The organism is Spirulina sp. CCNP1310, assembly GCF_034932185.1.
GTDB lineage: Bacteria > Cyanobacteriota > Cyanobacteriia > Cyanobacteriales > Spirulinaceae > Spirulina.
The window spans coordinates 1-21663 of the sequence record NZ_JAYGHW010000102.1; the positions used below are offsets into that span (position 1 = coordinate 1).

General features: G+C 53.8%; 20 protein-coding genes and 1 tRNA gene. 7 read left to right on the forward strand and 14 right to left on the reverse strand.

The features are described from left to right. Both VB712_RS19455 and VB712_RS19460 read right to left on the reverse strand, forming a co-directional pair. On the reverse strand, positions 1 to 1711 hold a 1711-nt coding region (locus tag VB712_RS19455), incomplete at its 3' end, for a DNA polymerase III subunit gamma/tau (protein WP_323257828.1). A gap of 115 nt (positions 1712 to 1826) precedes the next feature. Beyond that, complete coding sequence (locus VB712_RS19460) at positions 1827 to 2270, reverse strand: Fur family transcriptional regulator (protein WP_323257830.1); 444 nt, start codon at positions 2268 to 2270, stop codon at positions 1827 to 1829. 294 nt (positions 2271 to 2564) lie between these two features. On the opposite strand from VB712_RS19460, the gene VB712_RS19465 reads away from it, so the two are divergent. Continuing rightward, positions 2565 to 2638, forward strand: a tRNA-Arg gene (locus VB712_RS19465). Between the two features lie 18 nt (positions 2639 to 2656). Here VB712_RS19465 and ftnA read toward each other — a convergent pair. Beyond that, complete coding sequence (ftnA, locus tag VB712_RS19470; RefSeq protein ID WP_323257832.1) at positions 2657 to 3196, reverse strand: non-heme ferritin; 540 nt, start codon at positions 3194 to 3196, stop codon at positions 2657 to 2659. A gap of 235 nt (positions 3197 to 3431) precedes the next feature. On the opposite strand from ftnA, the gene VB712_RS19475 reads away from it, so the two are divergent. From VB712_RS19475 to VB712_RS19485, 3 genes are all read left to right on the forward strand, one after another. Next, entirely contained in the window at positions 3432 to 4046 is a 615-nt protein-coding gene (locus VB712_RS19475; RefSeq protein WP_323257834.1) for a YdcF family protein, read from the forward strand. Between the two features lie 122 nt (positions 4047 to 4168). Continuing rightward, positions 4169 to 6574, forward strand: a complete 2406-nt coding sequence (gene pheT, locus VB712_RS19480; protein WP_323257836.1) for a phenylalanine--tRNA ligase subunit beta — start codon at positions 4169 to 4171, stop codon at positions 6572 to 6574. Positions 6575 to 6593: 19 nt separating this feature from the next. Further along, positions 6594 to 8060: a pentapeptide repeat-containing protein gene (locus tag VB712_RS19485; protein ID WP_323257838.1), complete on the forward strand. Its 1467-nt coding sequence runs from the start codon at positions 6594 to 6596 to the stop codon at positions 8058 to 8060. Here VB712_RS19485 and stpA read toward each other — a convergent pair. From stpA to VB712_RS19520, 7 genes are all read right to left on the reverse strand, one after another. After that, positions 8037 to 9290, reverse strand: a complete 1254-nt coding sequence (stpA, locus tag VB712_RS19490) for a glucosylglycerol 3-phosphatase (RefSeq protein ID WP_323257840.1) — start codon at positions 9288 to 9290, stop codon at positions 8037 to 8039. The genes VB712_RS19485 and stpA overlap by 24 nt on opposite strands. 160 nt (positions 9291 to 9450) lie before the next feature. Beyond that, entirely contained in the window at positions 9451 to 9924 is a 474-nt protein-coding gene (locus VB712_RS19495) for a hypothetical protein (protein ID WP_323257842.1), read from the reverse strand. Positions 9925 to 9944: 20 nt separating this feature from the next. Continuing rightward, positions 9945 to 10676, reverse strand: a complete 732-nt coding sequence (locus tag VB712_RS19500) for a nickel/cobalt transporter (protein ID WP_323257845.1) — start codon at positions 10674 to 10676, stop codon at positions 9945 to 9947. An 83-nt stretch (positions 10677 to 10759) separates the two neighbouring features. After that, on the reverse strand, positions 10760 to 11962 hold the full coding sequence (locus VB712_RS19505; RefSeq protein WP_323257847.1) for an HhoA/HhoB/HtrA family serine endopeptidase: 1203 nt from the start codon (positions 11960 to 11962) through the stop codon (positions 10760 to 10762). Between the two features lie 350 nt (positions 11963 to 12312). Next, complete coding sequence (gene rpmA, locus VB712_RS19510) at positions 12313 to 12570, reverse strand: 50S ribosomal protein L27 (RefSeq protein WP_323257849.1); 258 nt, start codon at positions 12568 to 12570, stop codon at positions 12313 to 12315. Between the two features lie 159 nt (positions 12571 to 12729). Next, positions 12730 to 13032, reverse strand: a complete 303-nt coding sequence (gene rplY, locus VB712_RS19515; RefSeq protein ID WP_323257851.1) for a 50S ribosomal protein L25 — start codon at positions 13030 to 13032, stop codon at positions 12730 to 12732. A gap of 33 nt (positions 13033 to 13065) precedes the next feature. Continuing rightward, complete coding sequence (locus VB712_RS19520) at positions 13066 to 14394, reverse strand: adenylosuccinate synthase (RefSeq protein WP_323257853.1); 1329 nt, start codon at positions 14392 to 14394, stop codon at positions 13066 to 13068. 381 nt (positions 14395 to 14775) lie between these two features. Here VB712_RS19520 and VB712_RS19525 point away from each other — a divergent pair, with 381 nt between their 5' ends. The 3 genes from VB712_RS19525 (at position 14776) to VB712_RS19535 (ending at position 17364) form a co-directional block, all read left to right on the forward strand. After that, the gene (locus VB712_RS19525; RefSeq protein ID WP_323257855.1) at positions 14776 to 15630 is read left to right on the forward strand and encodes a Uma2 family endonuclease; all 855 of its coding nucleotides are present in this window, start codon (positions 14776 to 14778) and stop codon (positions 15628 to 15630) included. A 192-nt stretch (positions 15631 to 15822) separates the two neighbouring features. Beyond that, positions 15823 to 16908 carry an ATP-dependent 6-phosphofructokinase gene (locus tag VB712_RS19530; protein ID WP_323257857.1) on the forward strand — a complete coding sequence of 362 codons (1086 nt, stop codon included), beginning with the start codon at positions 15823 to 15825 and terminating at the stop codon, positions 16906 to 16908. An 81-nt stretch (positions 16909 to 16989) separates the two neighbouring features. Further along, complete coding sequence (locus VB712_RS19535; protein WP_323257859.1) at positions 16990 to 17364, forward strand: DUF1823 family protein; 375 nt, start codon at positions 16990 to 16992, stop codon at positions 17362 to 17364. A 77-nt stretch (positions 17365 to 17441) separates the two neighbouring features. Here the strand turns inward: VB712_RS19535 and VB712_RS19540 are convergent, their stop codons facing one another. The 4 genes from VB712_RS19540 to VB712_RS19555 form a co-directional block, all read right to left on the reverse strand. Continuing rightward, positions 17442 to 18449 carry an ABC transporter ATP-binding protein gene (locus VB712_RS19540; RefSeq protein WP_323257861.1) on the reverse strand — a complete coding sequence of 336 codons (1008 nt, stop codon included), beginning with the start codon at positions 18447 to 18449 and terminating at the stop codon, positions 17442 to 17444. Between the two features lie 2 nt (positions 18450 to 18451). Continuing rightward, positions 18452 to 19462 (reverse strand): ABC transporter ATP-binding protein, encoded by a 1011-nt coding sequence (locus tag VB712_RS19545; RefSeq protein WP_323257863.1) that lies wholly within the window; start codon positions 19460 to 19462, stop codon positions 18452 to 18454. Beyond that, complete coding sequence (locus VB712_RS19550) at positions 19459 to 20304, reverse strand: ABC transporter permease (protein ID WP_323257865.1); 846 nt, start codon at positions 20302 to 20304, stop codon at positions 19459 to 19461. Before VB712_RS19550 ends, VB712_RS19545 begins: the two co-directional genes overlap by 4 nt. A 224-nt stretch (positions 20305 to 20528) precedes the next feature. Then, a complete protein-coding gene (locus tag VB712_RS19555; RefSeq protein WP_323257867.1) occupies positions 20529 to 21554 on the reverse strand; it encodes an ABC transporter permease in 1026 nt (341 codons plus the stop codon). Positions 21555 to 21663 lie beyond the last annotated feature (109 nt).

Below are 21663 nucleotides of genomic sequence, written 5' to 3' on the forward strand. Positions count from 1 at the left end.
AGTGGGGAGGGGTTTTGGGTTGGGGGGGTGTTTGGGGGGTTTTCGGTGGTGGTTTCGGTGGGGGGGGTGTTTGGGGGGTGGAGGATGGCCGCCGGACAGGGAGGGGTTGCGGAGCAAGTTGGGGCTGTAATCGTGTGGAAGTTTGGGCTTCCGGGACTACGAAGTACACAGTAATCGGTTCATTTGATTTTAATAAGTCTTGAAATGCCGAAACAATGGCTTCATCAATCACTTTTTTTATCATTGCTGGGGTGCCAGGTGGTGTCTCAATGCGAATCCACCCTTCATCTATATCACCATCGCTCAAGGTGCATTGTTGACGCACCGTTACGTCCTGAGGGGATGGAATCTTATCGAGTGCCTGTTGCCAAGTGCTTTGAAGCCGCTGTTGAACAATGGCATTAGAATCAGGTGAGAGGGAAGTGGGGAGTGGGGAGTTAGAGAGAGATGTATTGAGATGAACTTTAGGAACTTGACGAACTTGGGAAACACTGAGGGTCTGAGGATTGGGTTTGGGGGGTTGGGGGACAGTAACAGTTTGGGGCGGGGTGCGGGGTGCGGGGGGTTCAGATCTGAATGGTGCGGGTTGAGGTTGAGGAGTTTGGGGAAGGGTGGGGGTGAGGGCGGTGGGGAGTAGCCCTAGGAGGGCGACCTCTAACCAAAGGCGGGGCTGGGTGGATTGTTTGATCTGGATTTCGCTGGTTTTGAGGGCCTGCTGACTTTGAAGGATTGTGGCGGTTTGCCAATATTGGGCTTCGGCTTTGAGGGCTTCCCAGGTGGGGGCGGTGACGGCGATTAGATCGCTACGTTGGGGGGCGGTTTTGGCGATTAGGAGGTTGAGGTAGAACGTGGTCAGGTTTTGCAACAGGATTAGGGGTTCGCGACCGCGATCCAACAGATGGCGACATTGGGAGATAATTGCTTCAGGATCACCACTGCGGATCGCCTGCATCAATGCGAGCAAATCTTTTTCAGGAACGGCCCCCACCAAATCCCAAACGTTTTCGCTGCGAATTTCCCCATCATTGAGGCTCAGTTGATCCAATAAGCTTTCTGCATCCCGTAGCCCGCCGTTGGCAATTTGCGCCACTAAAGTGAGGGCATCGGGGGCGATCGCAATCCCTTCTATTTTGGCAATTTCCCCCAAATGCCCCACCATCGCATCCAGGGGAATCCGCCGAAAATCAAACCGTTGACAGCGGGAAATAATCGTATTTAAAACCCGTTGAGGGTCGGTTGTGGCGAGGATAAAAACAACACGCGGCGGCGGTTCTTCTAAAGTTTTCAACAGCGCATTAAACGCCGCCACACTGAGCATATGGCATTCGTCGATCGCATACACTTTGTAACGACATTGCACGGGGGCAAATTGCGCCCGTTCAATAATTTCGCGGATATTATCCACGCCGGTATTACTGGCCGCATCAATTTCAATAATATCCATGGCAATGCCACGGGTGATTTCTGTACAGGTTTGGCAATGGCCGCAGGGGGTGGCGGTGGGTTTACCTGCCGTTAAACAATTGAGGGATTTCGCCAAAATCCGCGCTGAGGAGGTTTTCCCCGTTCCCCTTGGGCCGGTGAAAAGATAGGCCGGCGCAATGCGATCGCTCTCCAGGGCATGGGTTAACGTCTGGGCGATCGCCCCCTGCCCCACCAATTCCCCAAAGGTTTGGGGGCGGTATTTATGATGGAGGGGTTCATAGGGCATGGTTCACAACGGGGGATCGCTAGGTCATTATCCCCTAGAAAATTGATCAGTGGAAAACCGAGGCCAAGTAGAGTAATGCTCTTAGCCTAGGATCATTTTAGACTCTTTGTACTATTTAGCCCAGCAATTCGCTGGTATCGCAACCGCCACAATGGCCCCGCACCGTGAGTTCATAGCTCGTCACATCCAAAGCGGGGGGAATTTTGCTCAGGTCGAGGCGATCGCCCAACAAATCCCAAGGCAGATCCACAATCGCCCCGCAGGTTTCACAGACAAAATGGTGATGGGGCTGCACATTGGCATCGTAGCGCGTCACCCCCTCATCTAAAAGCACCTCCCGCACTAGCCCCACCTCCCGCAACACCGTCAACGCCGTGTAAACGCTGGCTTTGGAAGCAATGGGCAACTCCTCATTAATCGCTTCGAGGATTTGGTCTACGGTAGGATGATCGGTGCGATCGAGCAAGTTGCCATAGACCGCAAACCGTTGGGGCGTAATCCGTAGCCCACGGGTTTTGAGGCGATCGCGAATATCTGATACCACTGCTTTAGAAACCATGGCCCTAGGGGTGGGTCTTGCGGCTGCAAGGACAAAAAGACTATCATAGATAGCTCTTATTATAGCCCGTCGATTTTGAATCAGAACAAATCTTAGAATCTCTTTAGATTTTTCTAAGATTTATTCTTAACTCAGATTGGCTCTAAGATAGATCGTCCTCCTGCCATCGGCAGCGAGCGGCCCTCCTTACCCCCAAAAGACAGATCCCAAAGGACTGAGGCCGCTCTCGGAGACATTCCCCTAGCGATTTGGGCAAAGTCTGGGCTAAGATAGCGGGGAAAATTGGCCAAACTTGGGGCTGTGGCTCAGTAGGATAGAGCAAGCGCCTCCTAAGCGCTAGGTCGCCGGTTCAAATCCGGCCAGTCCCGTTCGCTAAACTTCAGTGACTACTCTCCCGGCGTGGGCATCGCCTCCGATGCAACTTTCGCCGCCTTTGTGGTCGCCAACTTCTTCACCTCTTCATCAATAAAAAACATCCCTTGGCCATCAGTGCCAATCAGCTTAATTTTGTCCAGCACACTCTTAAACAAAAATTCCTCTTGGTGCTGCTCGGCTACATACCATTGGAGAAACTGCAAAGTCGAGTAATCCGGCTCGGTGTTAGCAATATGGACTAAATGATTGATTTTTTGGGTGATCACTTGTTCATGGGCATAGATCTTTTCAAAGAGTTCCGTCACTGAATGAAACTGTGTCGGTGGCGCATCTACCGGCCCCAAAACAGCCAAAGAGCCAGTCTCATGAAGATAATTTAACAAACGCCGCATATGCATCATTTCTTCATCGGCGTGCTGATTGAGAAAGAGGGCGCAGCCATCTAAGGCCTTATGAACACACCAAGAACTCATTTGGAGATAGAGATGGGAAGAGTAAATCTCCAAATTAATTTGATGGTTAAGTTGATCGATCATATTTTGGGAAAGCATAGCGACTCCATAAATAGGAATTGTTCTCAATAATCCCCTAGATTTAACCAAAATCTGCTAATTTCATAAACATTTTATGATCTTCCGTAGCCAGGGGGGCGATCGCCCCTCCCCGCCATCCCTGAGGACAGAATCTCTCCTCAGGCTTTACAAGCTTTGGGGCCAACAGGCTAAACTGATAGCCATTCAGGGTTTCCCTCGATCATCATTGCTGCATTTCCGGCTTTAAAACTCCATGGTTTTGAAATTAACCCATCAGCGTCGTTCCGGGGTGAAGACGCATCCGCCTAAACGCCGTGTTTCTTTGCTATGGCTGCCGTTGCTCTGTGGAGCGATGTTCTTGGCCTACAAGCAATTGCAAGTGCGTCTGGCTGAACCCCAAGCCGTTTTTGTGTTGGGGGGGTTAGAGGCGCGGGAAATTTATGCGGCGGAGCTTGCCCAAGAAAACCCTGAGTTAGAGGTGTGGGTTTCTTCCGGCAGTCCGGAGGCCTATGTGAAGGAAGTTTTTGCCGATGCGGGGGTGGAGGGCGATCGCCTCCATCTCAACTACGAAGCCCAAGACACGATCACCAACTTCACAACCCTCGTCGATGATTTGGAAGCGGCAGGCATTGAGAGCGTCTACCTAATCACCTCAGAAAACCATATGCAACGGGCGCGGATCATTGGGGAAGTGGTGTTTGGCAGTCGGGGAATTGTGATTAAGCCCTTGGCGATCGCCGATGGCGGCATTGCCGAAGAAAACCTCACCAAGAGCCTCCTCGACGGCGGCCGCGCCCTCCTCTGGCTCCTAACGGGCAACACGGGTACTAGCTTAAAAAATGAAATTGCCCCACAGTTGCCGTTGTGAGGGGGATAGGGAATTAGGGCTTGTGCCATAGCTCTGCTATGGCATCGCCTGGGGGCGGCTCTACCGCCTGGGGTGCGGTAGGATGAATAACCGGGTCTTTTTTTTCAATCTAGATAGCTGTTATGCTGGTTTCCCTCAATTGGTTACAGACATTTGTTCCCCTGACACTGCCCCCGGCAGAACTTGCCCAAACCCTCACCATTGCCGGGTTTGAAGTAGAAGGCATGGAAGACCGCCGCACCTGGGCCGATGGCGTTGTGGTGGGCTATGTCCAAACCAAAGAACCCCACCCCGATGCCACAAAACTCAGCGTCTGCACCGTGGATGTGGGCCAGGGGGAACCGGCGACGATTGTTTGTGGGGCCAGTAATGTGCAGGCGGGGATCTATGTTCCCGTTGCCCTACCGAAAACCTATCTACCAGCTATTGATTTAAAACTGAAAAAAACCAAACTGCGGGGGGTTAAGTCCGAGGGGATGATCTGCTCCTTGGCGGAATTGGGACTGGCGAAGGAATCGGAGGGAATTCATATTTTCACGGGGGAGTTTACGCCGGGCCAGGATGTGCGGCCCCTGTTGGGGTTGGATGATGTGGTGTTGGATGTTACTTCGACGGCAAACCGGGCCGATGCTTTGAGTATGGTGGGGATTGCGCGGGAAGTGGCGGCGTTGACGGATCAAGTTGTCACCCTGCCGGAAATTCCCCCCCAAGCTTCCCCCAGTTCCCCCGCTTTGACGGTGAAGCTTGCTGATGGGGAAGCCTGCCCGGTGTATTTTGGCACAGCCATTGAAGGGGTGAAAATTGCCCCCTCCCCTGATTGGCTGCAATTCCGCCTCCAGGCTGCTGGGGTACGGCCGATTAATAATGTTGTCGATATCACCAACTATATTTTGCTGGAATGGGGGCAACCCCTCCATGCCTTTGATGGCGATCGCCTCCAAGCCGTGACCGGCTCCTCCTCCCTGGCCATTGATGTACGCCTCGCCCAACCGGGGGAAACGCTAAAAACCCTGGATGGCCAGGAACGCGCCTTAGCTGCCCAAAATCTGTTAATTACCGCCAATGATCACCCCGTCGCCCTCGCTGGGGTGATGGGGGGAGAAGCTACGGAAGTTCACAGTGGTACGGTGAAGCTCATGCTAGAGGCAGCATTGTTTGAACCCGTGGCCATTCGTCGCTCTGCCCGCGCTCAGGGTTTACGCACCGAAGCCTCCACCCGCTATGAACGGGGGGTGAATCCGGCGGAATTAGACCAGGCTATGCACCGGGCGATCGCCCTCATTCTCGAATTAGCCGGGGGGGAAATTACTGCCCAAAGTAGCCAAGACCATCGCCCCGCTAATTTAGAACGCTCCCTCACCCTCCGGTTAAGCCGCCTTCAGCAGATTTTAGGCCCCGTCAAAACTGGGGAAATTACTGCCGCTGATGTAGAGCGCATCCTCACCTCCCTAGGTTGCCAACTCACAACCACGGCCCCCGATGTGTGGAGCGTCACGATTCCCCCCTACCGCCATCGGGATCTAGAGCGGGAAATTGATCTGATCGAAGAGGTGGCGCGGCTCTACGGCTATGACCATTTTTGCGATACCCTCCCCCACAAAACCCAACCGGGCATCGTTCCCTTTGCGACCCAAACCCGCCAACGGATTCGCACCCTCTTCCGAGCGGTGGGGTTAACGGAATTGGTGCATTATTCCTTAGTGAAACCGGAGCAGGCCCAGATTAGTTTAACTAACCCTTTGCTCAGTGAATATTCTGCCTTGCGAGATGAATTGATCACGGGTTTACTGGATGCCTTTGAGTATAACCAAGCCCAGGGGAATGGGGCGTTAAATGGGTTTGAATGGGGGCGAATTTTCTTTAAAGAAGGGGAGAAATTGCAAGAAGCGGATGCGATCGCCGGCATTATGGGGGGCGATTCTCACCCCGCTGGCCGCTGGACAACGGGGGGCAAAGGGAAACCGCTAACCTGGTATGAAGCCAAGGGCAAGCTAGAAGCGGTATTTACATCCCTCGGTTTAACCGTAGGCTATGAACCCACCGATGGCGATCGCCGTCTTCATCCTGGGCGGACGGCGGCTCTGAGTTTGGGAGATCAGCCCTTGGGGATTTTTGGCCAAATTCATCCCCAATTGCGGCGCGATCGCGATCTGCCTGAAGCGGTTTATCTGTTTCAACTGCAAGCCGATGTCTTGTTAGGGGCGATCGCCGCCCAAGGAACCGCTGATTTTCGCAACTTCTCCCCCTATCCGGCGGTGGAGCGGGATCTAGCTTTCTTTGCCCCGACGGAGATTTCCGTGGCGGCATTAACCGCCACCATGACCCAAGCGGGTAAAAAATTGTTAAGCGGCGTTGAACTCTTTGATGAGTATCGGGGTCAGAATGTCCCAACGGGGCAGCGCAGTTTGGCTTTTAGCCTTGCCTACCGAGCGGGCGATCGCACCCTCACCGATACCGACGTGGAACCCATCCACCAAAGTATCCGGGATGCCCTCGTTACTCAATTTAACGTCACCCTCCGCAGTTAGTCCCCTTAGGGTTAATGCTATGTCCTCAAAATCTCTCGTTACTGGCCTGTGCTTAACCCTAGGGGCCGCCTGTTGGCTCTCCTCCCCTGTCCTGGCGAATGCCCCCGATGATCTCGCGCAACTGATCGCTACGGGGGATTGCTTCCGTTGCGATCTGCGGCAAGCGGACTTGCGGGGGGCGGATTTAGCCCATGCTAATTTAGCAGAAGCGGATTTACGGGGGGCTAATTTAGCCAATGCCAATCTGCAAGGCGCAGATCTGCGCGGGGCGCAACTGCAACCCTTGGCAACGGCGGAGAGTCGCAATTTACCCCTGATCATTGATGGCGTGAATCTCGATGAAATTGATGAGCAGGATTTAGTCCGGTCGATTCGCCGCCCCCTGGAACCTGAGGAATTTTTAGCCGCAATTGCTGAAGATGAACGGGGCAATCTGGCGGCTTGGCTAGAAGCAGAAGGCACAGCGATCACCCCTCAAGAATTGCTCAGAGTTTACACGTTGCTCACCCAAGAAGCTCTAGCCTTGCGGGGCGTTGCCACCCAGTTAAGCGGCGCGAATCTCACCGATGCCAATTTAGCGGGGGCGAATTTAACCGGCGTATTGGGGGAAAACCTCCAAGGGGAAGGCTCTAATTGGGTGGGGGTGCAACTGTTGCGGGCCCAATTGCCGGGGGCGCAATTGACTAATGCCAATTTAGCCCTGATCCAAGGGGTTGGGGTGAATTTGGCGGGGGCAAGTTTGCGCCAAGGGGATTTGCAGGGGGCAAACTTGACGCGGGGAAATTTTGAATTTGGGGATTGGGTGGGGGCGATCGCCGATACCGCCAATTTAACCCATGCCAATCTCATGGGCGTGAACGGCCGCGATAGCACCTTAACCGGGGCCACCTTAACGCGGGCCAATTTAGAAAATACCGATTGGCGCAATGCCGGTTTAGGGCAAATTAAGGCGAGTTACAGTAATTGGCAGGGGTCAGATTTACGCCAAGCCCATCTTAATTTTGGCGATTTTACCGGGGTAAATTGGGAAGATGTAGATTTACGCCGGGCCAAAATTGAAACGGCAACGCTTCACCAAGCCAACTTGCGGGGGATCAATGGGGAAACCAGCTATTGGTATGGCTCTATCCTCAATGGCAGTGATTTAAGCGGTGCAAACCTGAATCAAGCAATATTGCGGGAAACTTCGATGATTGCGTTGCAACTCATCGGCGCAACGTTAGCAGAAGCGGATCTGCGGGGGGCAGATCTGCGGGGAACCAACTGCACCTATAGCGATTTTCGAGCAGCGGATTTAGGCGGCGCAAACCTGCAAGATACCAATTTCGACCAAGCCAACCTTCAGGGGGCAGACTTCACGGCGGCGAATCTGTTCAACATGACCCTGGAGGGGGCGATCGCCACAGAAACCATCGGCTTAAAAGTCCCCCGCGATGTGGCGGAACAGGAAGCCTCCCCCGGCTTAACCTTTCCCCGTCCCAAGTAATCGCCCTTGGGCTGCGGCCTTGATGCAGGCGGTGTACTCCTGATAACCGCCGGGAAAAGCCAGATTAATCCAAAGGGGATCGCTGGGATCATCGGGGTCGCCGGGGCCTTCCACCACCCGGATATTGCCGTTAAGCATCGCCAACTTCAGAGGCTTGCGGTTTTTTAGTTCCCCCTGGGAACTATCCACATAAACGGTGAGGTGGGGCTGGTCGGTGGCGGTGGCCAGGTTGTGGATTAGTTGAAGGAAGTGGCGATCGCTCCCTCCCCGCTGAATGCCGTCGGCCCTTACTTGGCTCGTCACGGTATCCCCCACGCCAATAATCAGGGGCATTTGGGCTAAATCGAAGTGATCTAAAATTAACTGCTGAAGTTCGATTAAGGTGGGGGGAGCTTGGCGCACATTAAAATCAGGGCCAAGGGGATAAATGCCGGTGCGTTGATAATAGTAGCGATTCAACAGAGCCACCACCCCCGCCTCTTTAACCCCGCCTCGGATCATGAATTGAAAATCCGTTGTCCCGGAATCGCCAAAAGTTGCCGGCCGCAAGATGTCTTTGCCGTTGGGATCTGGGCCCAAATTGGGGGCGTAGTGAACAAAAAAGGCATCGGCTAAACCCTGATCTTCAGCGGTTTTAAGTAGAGCCGCCATCAGTTCATGAATAGCTTTTTGCAATTCAGAGAAGCGATCGCCCAAAGGCTTATAGGCGCGATTGAGGTTAATTGTGGGGGAAGCGACGTTATCGAGCAAAATTGCCTCAATGAGAGATTCAACGCCGGTCATGCCCAAATGAGGCAAAATTTGCCGCAACTGTTGCCCCATTTCGACAATTACCCATTGCAAAAAATTCAATTCCGCCTCACTCACCCCCGGATGGCTGACGTTGCCATAATGGTCTTGCCACTGCACACCCCCCGCCGCCAAACCAGGGAGATAGTGGCCCTGCTTTTTCACCTCACCAGGATCACGGAAAGCCTTTTCCACAATGCCATTCACCCCCCTAGGGCCAATATGCTCCCCATTGGTGAGAACGTAAAAATGGCCATCAAAGGCTTGAACCGCCCGGACATAATCGGGGTCAATGTGGCGATCGAGGGGATTTTGCACCAATTCCATGCAAACCCCGTCCAGGTCTTGAATGATCAGCAAATTTTCCGTCTCGGTGAGCAGGGTTTGAAAGCGATCGTGATCTAGGGAATAGGCGGTGTGGGTGAAAAGTGTGGGGTTCATTGGAGAATTCGCAAGTGGGCAGTGGCTCCACCCTAGCGCAATCCCCAAGGGGCTTTAATCCCTCCCAGGGGAGAAATCCATGGGCTTTGTTGAGGGAAAGGGCGAAAAATTTTGCGCCCTGAGGATATTGGGCCCGGATATTGGGCCCGACAATCGCCTGCTATTGAAAGAGGCGGCGATTGAAGATCGGACTCACGAAGGCTAAACCCAACACCAACAAAAACACGACAATTTGCTGGGCCATGTAGTGGTGGCGGTGGGGGGTTTCGGGATGGTGTTGGCTGATGGTGTCAAGATTAATCCCCTGCTCACCCACCGGAATCGTCAAAAAGTCCCAATGGTTTTCCTCACCAATTTCCACACCCCAATCGCCTGCAACGCTATAGTCCGGCTCAAACTGAATCAGGCCTTGGGCATCGGTTTGGGTTTCAATGGGGGCGAGGTTGGTATCACTGGGGGGATAAATAATGACGGGGGCATTGGCAAAGGCTTCGCCATTGCTAAAGCTGGCTTGTAGTTCAAGGATATTGTCCCGGAGGTGGAAATTGGTTTGCAAGCTGTGGGCTAGGGCTGGGGTGGCAAAACCGAGGAGCGTGAAGCAGCAAAGAATTGCAAGACAGAAGGATTTGATCATGATTAGTAAAGGAGAAAAATCTACAAAATGGTCGTGCTAGAGGCCCAAACTAGGCCGAGGCCAAGGGTAATCACCATAATGCCACCGGCAACGGAAAGTTGCCGAGAGCGTTGGGCAAATTGGGGCAGTTGCTCTAACCATTGCCGGGCATAGACGGCAATGAGGCCGAGGGTAATGAGGACGGCAGCTAAACCGAGGCTAAAACTGCCCACTAACAGGAGGCCATAGGTCATCTGATGGAGGGCGATCGCACTCATCAACATCACCAAAGCCGAAGGGCAAGGGGTTAAACCCCCGGCAATACTCAACTTCACCAATCCCCCCAAATCCGCTGGGGTATGGTGGTGGTGATGATCATGATCATGATGGCAGTGATCCCCCTGCTGACGACGTAAGAGATTAATCCCCACCCAACAAACGATCGCCCCACTGGCCGCCCCCATCATCGGATAAAACTGCTCCGGATCAAGGAATTGGGCCGCAAAGAGGGCGATCGCCCCCAAGGCAAACACCGTTAAGGTATGGGCGATCGTCGTCATCACCCCCAACAGCACTGCCTGGGATGCTGTTCCCTTCGTACCAATTAAATAGGCACTCACCAGGGTTTTACCATGGCCGGGTGAAAGGCCATGAATTGCCCCAAAGCCAAAGGCGAGTCCAATTCCCCCGAAAACAGCGGTGACTGTGGGGGGAGTGGTGAGGTCAATCCAGGGGGTTGTTTCGTGGAGATGAGCAAGGAGGGTTAGGAGCATGGTGGAAGTGAGAAGTGAGGAGTGAGAAGTGAGAAGTGAGGAGTGAGGAGCCTCTTTTCTCTCTCCTCTATCCTCTCTTCTCGTTACCGTTGATTTTGCAATTGAGCGGTGCGGACGTTGATGTTTAGGGTTTGATTGCCTCGCCGGATGGTGAACCGGAGCCGGCCATTCACGCCGCTTTGTTCGACGATGTTTTGAATATCCGTGCCACTGGTGACGCGCTTGCCGTCAATTTCCGTAATCACATCGCCTCGGCGTAGCCCTGCTTCTGCGGCCGGGGTATCGGGGAGAATCCGCCAAATAAACACGCCGTCTACTTCTGGGATTGTAAAGGAGGAATTGGGGTCGGCATTGCTGCGGCGGGCTTGGTCAGCGGTAATATCCCGCATTTCAATCCCCACGTAGGGATGGGGGACTTCTTGACCGGCGGCGAGGATGTCTTTTAATTCCTTGGCCTTATTGATGGGGATGGCGAAGCCAATGCCCATGGCGTTGGCACGGATCGCGGTATTAATGCCAATTACTTCCCCCCGGTCATTGAGGAGGGGGCCGCCGGAGTTGCCGGGGTTGATGGCGGCATCGGTTTGCAGGAAGTTGAGGCGTTTATCGGGGATGCCCACTTGGGAGGAGGGACGGTCTAGAGTGCTGATAATTCCTAACGTCACCGTGTTATTTAAGCCGCCAGGACTACCGACGGCGATCGCCCAATCCCCCACTTGCAAAGCATCGGAATTACCCAAGGGGGCAACGGGGAGATCAGCGGCGCGATCGCTAATCTTCACCACCGCCAAATCCGTCACCGTATCCGTCCCCAACACCGAAGCATCAAACTGCCGGCCATCCTGGAGCGTCACCGTCACCTCTTCCGCCCCACTCACCACATGGGCATTGGTGAGAATCATCCCCGCTCGGTCAATGATAAAGCCGGAGCCTTGCCCCTCTACCCGCCTTTCCTGGGGCATTTGTTGAAAGAATTGATCCCCAAAGAAATCCCGAAAAAAGGGGTCTTGCATCATCGGCGGTAACTGGTTTTCCACCGTCCGAGCAATATCAATACGCACCACCGCCGGGCCCGTGCGCTGGATCGCCGCTGAGACAAAATTGCGCTGGGTTGTGGGGCGAGCATCCTGGGCCAGCAGCGTTTCCGTCGAGGCAGCGGGGGAGGTCATAGCCTCTGGAACCGGGTCAGCATTAGAAGCCGCCACCCGCAGGGTTGTAAACGCTAAGATTCCCCCCAACAGTAGGGCAAAAACATGGGAGGTAATTTTACGCAAAGTCTGAGCCATAGAAATGATCATCGGTCGCGGGATTGTAAAAATTCAGAGCCAATCGCCCTCCCGAACAGAGGGGTTTGGGGTGAGGGTTTGCGTAGGTCGCAAAAATCCGACAGTATTTTTCCATGATAGCTTGCGGCTTTGAGGATTTTGGGGGATCAAAATCCCAATTCTTATAGCAGTAGCGAACGGCGTTAGGACATCGCGTGGGGTGGGCAACGCCCACCCGGAGAGGGTTTCAAGTTTCTGAAACATCCCAACAATACTGACTACTGCTATCGTGCAGACTTCAGTCCACAAAACTGCAAAAAGGGACAACCCGAAGGCTGCCCCTTAAGACCTGAACAAAATTGGCGGGTTCCCTAGGCGACAGGATAAACGCTGACTTTCTTGCGAGATTTCCCCCGCCGTTCAAACGTAACAATCCCTTCCACCAAGGCAAACAGCGTATCATCTCTGCCCACACCCACATTTTCACCAGGATGCACTTTCGTACCCCGTTGGCGGATGATAATGCTACCGGCTTTAGCCCGTTGGCCACCGTAGAGTTTGACACCTAAGCGTTTGGCGTTAGAATCGCGCCCGTTTCTTGTACTCCCTGTACCTTTCTTATGAGCCATGGGTTAATCTCCTATTAATTCTTGCTTGATTGTGACATGATCGCGCTGGCTATTCCTAGCTTTGCGGGGGATGCAGGTTGAAACCTGCACTACGAGCCATCTTTTCCAAGGGGGAAATCCATCCCCCCCCTTTAAAAGGGGGGATCCCTCCGGAGCAATCTAACTGGCCTGATCCACCACAAAAAAACTCAGGTGATAGATCGTCCCTTTCCAGGGATGGGTTTGGGCTTCCCGCACCACTACCGGCCCTTGCCAGTTGATTTCGGGAATGGTGACATCAATCACGGTTTTATTAACCGCTGTTTTCCGCATCAGCGTATCAGCATCTTTGGCATTGACCACGAGCAAAACGGATTCTGCGCCTTGGTGGCCATAGAGGTTGGCGGGGATTAAACCCTCGCGGCGTAGGGCGCGGGGTTTACTGCCTTCGGGGCGGGTTTGACAAGCGATGGTGAGAGACATGATTAGGTTTAAGGGTAGTAAAGAATAAAAGGGTTAAGGGGAAATTTGCGGCGCATCCAACAGGGCGCGTTTTGGCCCGTGGATCGGGTCTTCGACGATGATTGTCTGATCCCGACTGGGGCCGAGGGAGACGATCGCAATCGGCACTTCCATCAACTCCGCCAAAAACTTGAGGTAACTCAAGGCAGTGGGGGGTAAATCTGCCAAACTGCGACAGTCCGCCGTGGACTGTTGCCAACCGGGGAGGGTTTTATAGATGGGTTTGCACTTGGCAAACTGGCGGGCATTGCTGGGGAGGTGGTTGCAGACTTCGCCGTCAATATCGTAGGCCACACAGACCTTAATTTCGGGCAAACTATCCAGGACATCCAACTTGGTAATCGCCAAGCAGTCCAAACCATTGATCCGCACCGCATAACGACCAATGACAGCATCAAACCAACCACAGCGTCGGGGCCGGCCCGTCGTTGTGCCAAATTCTGCTCCCACATCGCCTAGGATTGTGCCAATTTCATCCTCTAATTCTGTGGGGAAAGGCCCCTCACCGACGCGGGTTGTATAGGCTTTGGCCACACCAATGACGCGATCGATAATCGTCGGCCCGACCCCGGCCCCCACACAGGCCCCCCCGGAAATGGGGTTGGAGGAGGTGACATAGGGGTAAGTGCCATGATCCAAGTCGAGGAGCGTCCCTTGAGCGCCCTCAAAGAGGATATTGGCGCGATCGCGCACCGCTTTGTCGATTTCGAGAGAACTGTCGATCACATGGGGACGGAGGCGATCGGCATAGGCGAGATATTCCTCCACGACGGCGGCAGGATCGAGGGGCGGCCGGTTATACAACTTTTCCAGCACCGCGTTTTTGTGCTTCACGGCCCAAGTCACTTGCGATCGCAATCCATCCGGGTCGATTAAATCCACCATGCGGATGCCGATACGCTCGGATTTATCCGCGTAGGTGGGGCCAATGCCCCGCTTGGTCGTGCCGATTTTATGCTCGCCCCGCTGTTCTTCGGAGGCTTGATCAATCAGACGATGATAGGGCATCGTCACGTGGGCAGTTTGGGAAATGTACAGTTGCTCGGTGGAAACCCCCAGTTCTGCCAATTGATCGATTTCACCGATCAAGACTTTGGGATCAATGACGGTTCCGGAGCCAATGATACATTTCGTATTTGGGTATAAAATCCCCGACGGGATCAGGTGCAGCTTGAAGGTTTGGTCTTTCACGACCACCGTATGTCCGGCATTGACCCCACCTTGATAGCGGACTACCACATCTGCTGATCGACTCAGAAGATCTGTAATTTTGCCTTTGCCTTCGTCCCCCCACTGGGCACCAATAACGATAACGTTAGCCAATGGTCTTTTGATATACGACAGTTTTCACAAACTATCATTATCGTGAGCGAGGGGGGATTGTGTCAAGATCTGATCTGGAAGGAGTGAGCAGTGAGCAGAGAGAAAAGCTTGATTCCTCTCTCTCCTCACTGCTCTATCCTCTTTCTTGATCGTGAGATGTCAAGGTTGGAGTGGGAAGTAGGAAGTGGGAAGTAATAAGAATTGATGTAGGGGCGTTGGCGTAAGCCTGCCGGAGGCACAAAAATTTTTCGCCCCCACACCCATCTAAACCCTCTCTCCTCACTTCTCTATCCTCTTTTTTCCTCCAAAAGAGCTAGATTCAGAATCGATGCTAAAAATGCTATGATCCCCTCTATCCTCTGCGATGAGAACTCTTGAACCATGACCATCGCCTCATCTTCTCCCTTGGGGATTACGAGCCTCCCCGACCATACCCAACTCCCAGACTCTGACGGTACAGTTGTGAAAAACTTTCAGGAGCATCCCCAAAGCCTTTTATTGACGGATTCGATTCAATCCACCCTCGATCGCCTCTATCCAAACCAGCAATATGCCATCGGTCAAGATTGCGGCATCTATTGGCGTTTGACGGAACCGCCGGAACGGGGGGCAGAATGTCCCGATTGGTTTTATGTCCCCCATGTGGCCCCCACCCTCAACGGACAAGTGCGGCGTTCCTATGTATTATGGCAGGAACATATCCCCCCGTTGATTGCCATTGAATTTGTTTCCGGGGATGGCAGTGAGGAGCGCGATCGCACCCCCTTATCCCAAATGGGCGATCGCCAAAAACCGGGGAAATTTTGGGTCTATGAACAAATCATTCGCCCGGCATTTTATGCCATCTACGAAGTCCAAAAGGCCAGCGTTGAGGTCTATTGCCTGATCGCCAACCATTACGAGTTAGTCCCTCCCAATGAACGGGGCCACTATCCCATTGACTCGATGGGGGTGGAGTTGGGCATTTGGCGAGGCACTTATGGCAACCTGGAGTTACCCTGGCTCCGGTGGTGGGATGAGCAAGGCAACTTACTCCTGACCGGCGATGAACGAGCCAGAATCGAACAGCACCGGGCCCAACAGGCAGAAGAGCGGGTCGAACAAGTGGCCCTAGAGTTGGAGCAGGAACGTCAGCGGGCCGAAACGGAACGTCAACGGGCCGAAACGGAACGTCAGCGGGCCGAACGACTAGCGGCATTATTGCGGGCGCAAGGCATTGACCCGGAGGAATTGTGAGCAAAACCCGATAGGACATATGTTCGATAGGCAGGGTCAATGAGGGGCTTTGATTGCCATAGCCCAACGTCCCGGCCCTGATAGCCGGTTCAATCCAAATCTAAAATTCAGACAGGCAAAATACAGCGCGATCGCCATTCATCCCCCAAAATGGGGCCAGTCCACTGTAGATCGTTGATGGATATTGGATTTATGGGAGAACACAAACGCATTGGCATCCTCACCAGTGGGGGAGATTGCGCCGGTTTAAACACCATCATTCGCGCCGTCGTCAACCATGCCACCGCTCACTACGATTGGGAGGTGGTCGGGATCAAAGGCGCAACGAATGGCTTAATGGAACGTCCTCCTAAGGTCATGCCCCTTAAACTTCACAAGGTGGATCCCCTCCGCACCCAAGGCGGCACAATTCTCGGCACGACCAACAAAGGGAATCCCTTTGCTTTCCCGATGCCTGACGGTACGCTCAAAGACCGTTCAGAGGAAATCATTGAGGGCTACCACCAGTTGAACCTGGATGCGCTGATTGGCATTGGTGGTGATGGCAGTCTCGCTATCCTGCGGAAAATTGCTCAACAGGGGGGGATCAACCTGATTGGCATCCCCAAAACCATCGATAACGATGTGGGCGAAACTGAATTAGCGATCGGGTTCAGCACGGCGGTAGACATTGCCACCGATGCCCTCGATCGCCTCCATTTCACCGCCGCCAGTCATGATCGGGTGATGATCCTGGAAGTGATGGGGCGGGATGCGGGGCATATTGCCCTCAATGCGGGGATTGCCGGGGGAGCGCATATTATTTTGATCCCGGAAATTCCCTACAAGCTGGAGCATATCTGCCGGAAAATTCGCGATCGCCAAGCGGTCGGGTTTAATTTCTCCGTCGTGGTGGTGTCTGAAGCTGTCTGTACGGAAAATGGGGAAACCCTCCAAAAAAATGAACAGTTTGGGCAATTCCGCCTCGGGGGGATTGGTCAATACCTGGCCAACGCCATCACCAACTGCACCCAAGCAGAAACCCGCGTTACGGTTCTAGGTCATATCCAGCGGGGCGGCATTCCTTCCCCCACGGATCGGGTCTTAGCCTCTGCCTTTGGGGTGGGGGCTGTAGAGTTGATCGCAGCGGGCCACAGTGACATGATGGTGACATGGAAAGACCGTCAGGTGACAGGCGTACCAATTTTGGATGCGATCAAAACCTATCGGAAAGTCAACATCGAAGATACCCTTGTGAAAACAGCAAGGGGTTTAGGGATCTGCATGGGAGATCAGTAGGAAGGAGAGAGGAGAGAGGAGAGGGTAAACTAGATCTCACTTCTCACTCCTCTCTTCCCACTTCCTACTTCCCACTTCCCCATGACGCTTCCCCCCCTCAATACCGAAACCATTTGGGCAATTCTCAATGATGAAGTTGAGGATGCGATCGCCAACCAATTGGTATGGCAGGCTTTGGGCTATCGTTATGATCCCCTCCATGAAATGTGGGATCATACGGCTGTTCCCCTTGATTGGCAAGGGGCCTATCCTGAGCCGCCGGATTTTATTGCGAACCGTCCGCCTACGGTTAAATTGACCCGTTCTATTCCGCCTGAAGATAAACAACTCCTCAAGGAGGAGTTAGGGTTCAAGGGCTATAAGATTGGCGAATTTGGCCCTCGCCAAACGCGCCGCGCTACGATCGCCAATTGGCTGCTCAGTTATCTCAAGCAGCAAAACCGGCCTCAATCGTAAAGAGGCTCAAGGAAGAAAGGTACTGGTATTAGCCGTTTCTGGTATCGGATTGATCCAGTCTTTATACGGGTCGGAGATCATGTCAAGGATGGGCTACTAAAATGGCAGGCCGCCCAATGCCCTTCCCCCATGGGTGCTAACAGCGGCATGGCTTCCTGGCATTGGGCTACACCCTGGGGACAACGGCCATAGAGACGACAGACTTGGGGAGCGGGATCGATGGGGCTGCGGGGTTCCCCTTGAAGTTGGAGGGCTTGGGGCGGTTGCGTGGGATCGGGGATGGCGGCGATCAGGGCTTGGGTGTAGGGGTGGCGGGGATGGTCGAAAATGGCCGCCGTTGGCCCCATTTCAATAATTTGCCCTAAATACATGACAATAATGCGATCGCACAACAGCCGCACCACATTTAAATCATGGGAAACAAACAGATAGCTCATCCCCAAACGGGCCTGTAAATCTGCCAACAGTTGCAAAATCACCGCCTGCACCGATACATCGAGGGCGGATGTGGGTTCATCGAGGATCAGTAATTTAGGGTGAAGGGCGATCGCCCGCGCAATCCCCACCCGCGCCTTTTGTCCCCCCGATAACTGATGGGGGAATCGAGATAACAGCGGCTCCGGCAAGCCCACCAACTCCGCCAACTCTGCGACCCGCGCCTTGAGTAACGCCGAAGGCTGAAATCCCCCCAACTGACATAAGGGGGCGGCAATGGTATCAAAGGCGGTATGACGGGGGTTGAGGCTGTCGTGGGGGTCTTGAAAGACAAGTTGGATTTGCGATCGCAGCGGATGACGGGCAAACCGTTGGGCGGGAATGGGGGCTAAATCTTTGCCTTCAAAGCGGATCGCTCCCGCCGTAGGATCGAGTAAGCGGGTCAAGAGCCGGACAAGGGTAGACTTGCCACAGCCCGATTCCCCCACTAATCCGACACTTTCCCCCTGGTTGAGCGTGAAGGAAACATCATCAACGGCATGGAGGAGATGGGGGGCAGTATCCCGTTGGAAGGGGTTGCGACCTTGGGTGGGGAAATATTTGCGGAGATTTTGAACAGCTAAGAGGGGCGGGGCGGTGAGGTTGATCATGGTTATGCCTCTGGGGTGAGGGGGTGATGGCAGGCGACGGTGTGGCCGGGGGTGAGGGTTTGGCGGATCAAGGGGGGGCGATCGCATTCCGGCAAGGGGCGATCGCACCGGGAGCGGAACCGACAGGGGGGCAAATCCCCCCGTAGATCCGGTAAATGGCCGGCAATGGGCAACAGTTCCCCTAGGGTTTTGTGGGGGTCGGGGGTGGCGGCCATCAGTTTGGCGGTGTAGGGGTGGCGGGGTTGGGTGAGGATTTGAGCGGTGGGGGCAGCTTCGACGATGTGGCCAGCGTGCATGACGAGGAGGCGATCGCAATATTGAGCCGCCAGATCTAAATCATGGGTAATTAAAATCGTCCCCATTTCCCCCTGTTGGGCTAAATCCTGGATCAACCCCATCACCGCCGCCTGGGTCGTGACATCAAGGCCCGTGGTGGGTTCATCGGCGATCAGCACCTTGGGGTTCGCCGCCAAAGCCAAGGCAATCATCACCCGCTGACACATCCCCCCAGAAAGTTCGTAGGGGTAGGCATGGTAACGGCGTTCGGGGTCGGGAATGCGGACTTGGGCGAGGAGGGCAAGGGCGCGGTCGCGTCGGCCTTGCTTCGGCCCCCCTTGATGCACCGCTAACACATCCTCCAACTGTTTCCCCACTTGGCGAATCGGATTGAGGGCAACGCGAGGATTTTGAAAGATCATCGCCATTTCCTTGCCCCGTTTTTGGCGCAATTCGGCCCGGGGAATTTTGAGGAGGTCAATACCTTGGAGGGCGATCGCCCCATGGGTAATCTTGGCGGCCCGGTCAAGAATGCCTAAAATTGCCAAAGAAAGCACCGATTTTCCCGATCCACTTTCCCCCACCAATCCCAAGGTTTCCCCCATAGCCAAGCTAAAACTGACCTGATCGAGGGCTTGTACCGTACCGGAGCGGGTGCGAAATTCCACGGTTAAATCTTCAACCCTAAGGAGGGTTTGGGTTTCCGTAGCATGAATGATTTTTTTTGAAGGGATCATGTGCGTTTTCGGGGATCAACTAAATCGCGTAAACCATCACCTAGGAGGTTAAAACAAAGCACGGCAATCATTAAAACCACACCGGGAAAAATCGCCAGCCACCATTCCCCGGAAATAATATAGGTTGCGCCTTCTGCCACCATAATTCCCCATTCTGGCGTAGGGGGTTGTACCCCTAAACCAATGAAGGATAACCCCGCCGCATTGAGAATGGCCCAACCCATATTTAAGGAAATATGCACCATCATCACTGGCAGGGCATTGGGGAATAGATAGCGGAACATAATTTGAGCATCATTATGACCGGAAAGTTTCGCCGCTTCGATATAACCAGCATTTTTAATCACCAACACTTCGGAGCGAATCACCCGCGCATAAAGGGGCAGGTTAATAATCGCCGTGGCGTAGATAATATTTTCCACAGAATCCCCCAAGGCGGCCATAATCCCCATGGCTAAGACAAAGAGGGGAAAAGCCATAATTGTATCAATACAACGACCGGCGATCGCATCCACCCAGCCCCCCCAATACCCCGCTAAAATCCCCACCGCACTCCCAATCACAAAGGAAACAGCAACGGCGGCAATGGCAATCCCCAAATCTAATCGGGTCGCCACAATCACACGGCTTAAAATATCCCGACCGAGGGCATCGGTGCCAAACCAATGCTGAGAAGAAGGGGGCGAAAGGGCTAAACTAGCATTACTGGTGAGGGGATTATAGGGGGCGATTCCATCGCCAAAAATGGCAAGGATCACGAACAGGAAAAAGAGCGCAAAGGCGGCAAAGGTTACGCCATTTTCTTGAATAACGTAGCGGGTATGACGGAGGGATAGGGTCATAGGATTTGAGGAGTTTGGGTCATCGGGTGGAGTGGGATCCCCCCCTGCCCCCCTTAAAAAGGGGGGGTTTTGATTCAACCCCCTTGTTAAGGGGGTCGGCGTAGCCGGGGGGATCCTACAGACTTTAGCGGCGTGGGATCCCCCCCTGCCCCCCCTTAAAAAGGGGGGTTTTGATTCAACCCCCTTGTTAAGGGGGTCGGCGTAGCCGGGGGGATCATGATGTTTCATTCTTGACCCGCACGGGGGTCAATCATGCCGTAGACAATATCAATGGTTAAATTGAGGAAAATATACAGAAACGCCATGGTTAACACAAATCCCTGAACAGCGGCATAATCCGACGCAATTAATGCCTCCACCGCATAGGAACCAATGCCCGGCCAAGCAAACACTTTTTCGACTAACACATTCGACCCCAAGAGGAACGAAAACACCACACCCATTGTGGTTAAAATCGAGAGCAAAGCATTGCGAAAAGCATAGCTCCAAAGAATTTTAAAGGGGGGTAAACCGTGGCTGCGGGCGGTGCGAATGTAGTCACTGCTCAACACAGCCAACATTGAGGCGCGGGTGACGCGGGCAACGGGGGCAAGGGCAAACACACCTAAGGTAATCGCAGGGAGGATTAACTGGCGAAAGGCTTGGCCAAATACCGCAAAATCACCTGTTAGTAAACTGTCAATTAAAAATAATCCCGTGAGCCGTTGGGGGGGTGAGGTTAACAGATCGAGGCGGCCCATGGGAGCGGGGGCAAGATTAAGGCGGTAGTAGAAGATATAAAGGAGAAAAAGGCCGGTGAAAAATGTCGGGAGGGAGACTCCAGCGGTCATTAAAAATCTGATCAGGTGATCCCATTTTGAGTTAGGAATGAGAGCGGCAATGATGCCGAGGGGGAGGGCGATCGCCAGCGCAAAAAATAACGCGGCTCCCGTTAGTTCCAAAGAAGCGGGTAGGCGGGTGGTGAGGTCATACCAAACCGTTTGCCCGGTGGTGAGGGATTGGCCTAAATCCCCTTGGGCTAAGTCGCTAAGATACCGCAAAAACTGCTGGGGGAGGCTTTGATCTAAGCCGAGGGTGGTGCGGACTTGGGCGATCGCCTCCTGGGTCGCAGAAGGCCCGGCAAAGAACACCGCCGGATCACCAGGGAGGGCGCGGGTCAAAATAAACGTGACAACAATCACACCGAAAATACTCGGAATGGCGGCGAGCAACCGTTGCACAATAAAGCGAAGTTTAGAAGCTTGGGCCATGGTGTTTAAGTGTGGGATTTAAGGCTGGGAGGATCCCCCCCCCTGCCCCCCCCTTAAAAAGGGGGGGTTCCGGAATTCATCGATCTCGTGCCATGGCTCTGCCGTGGCA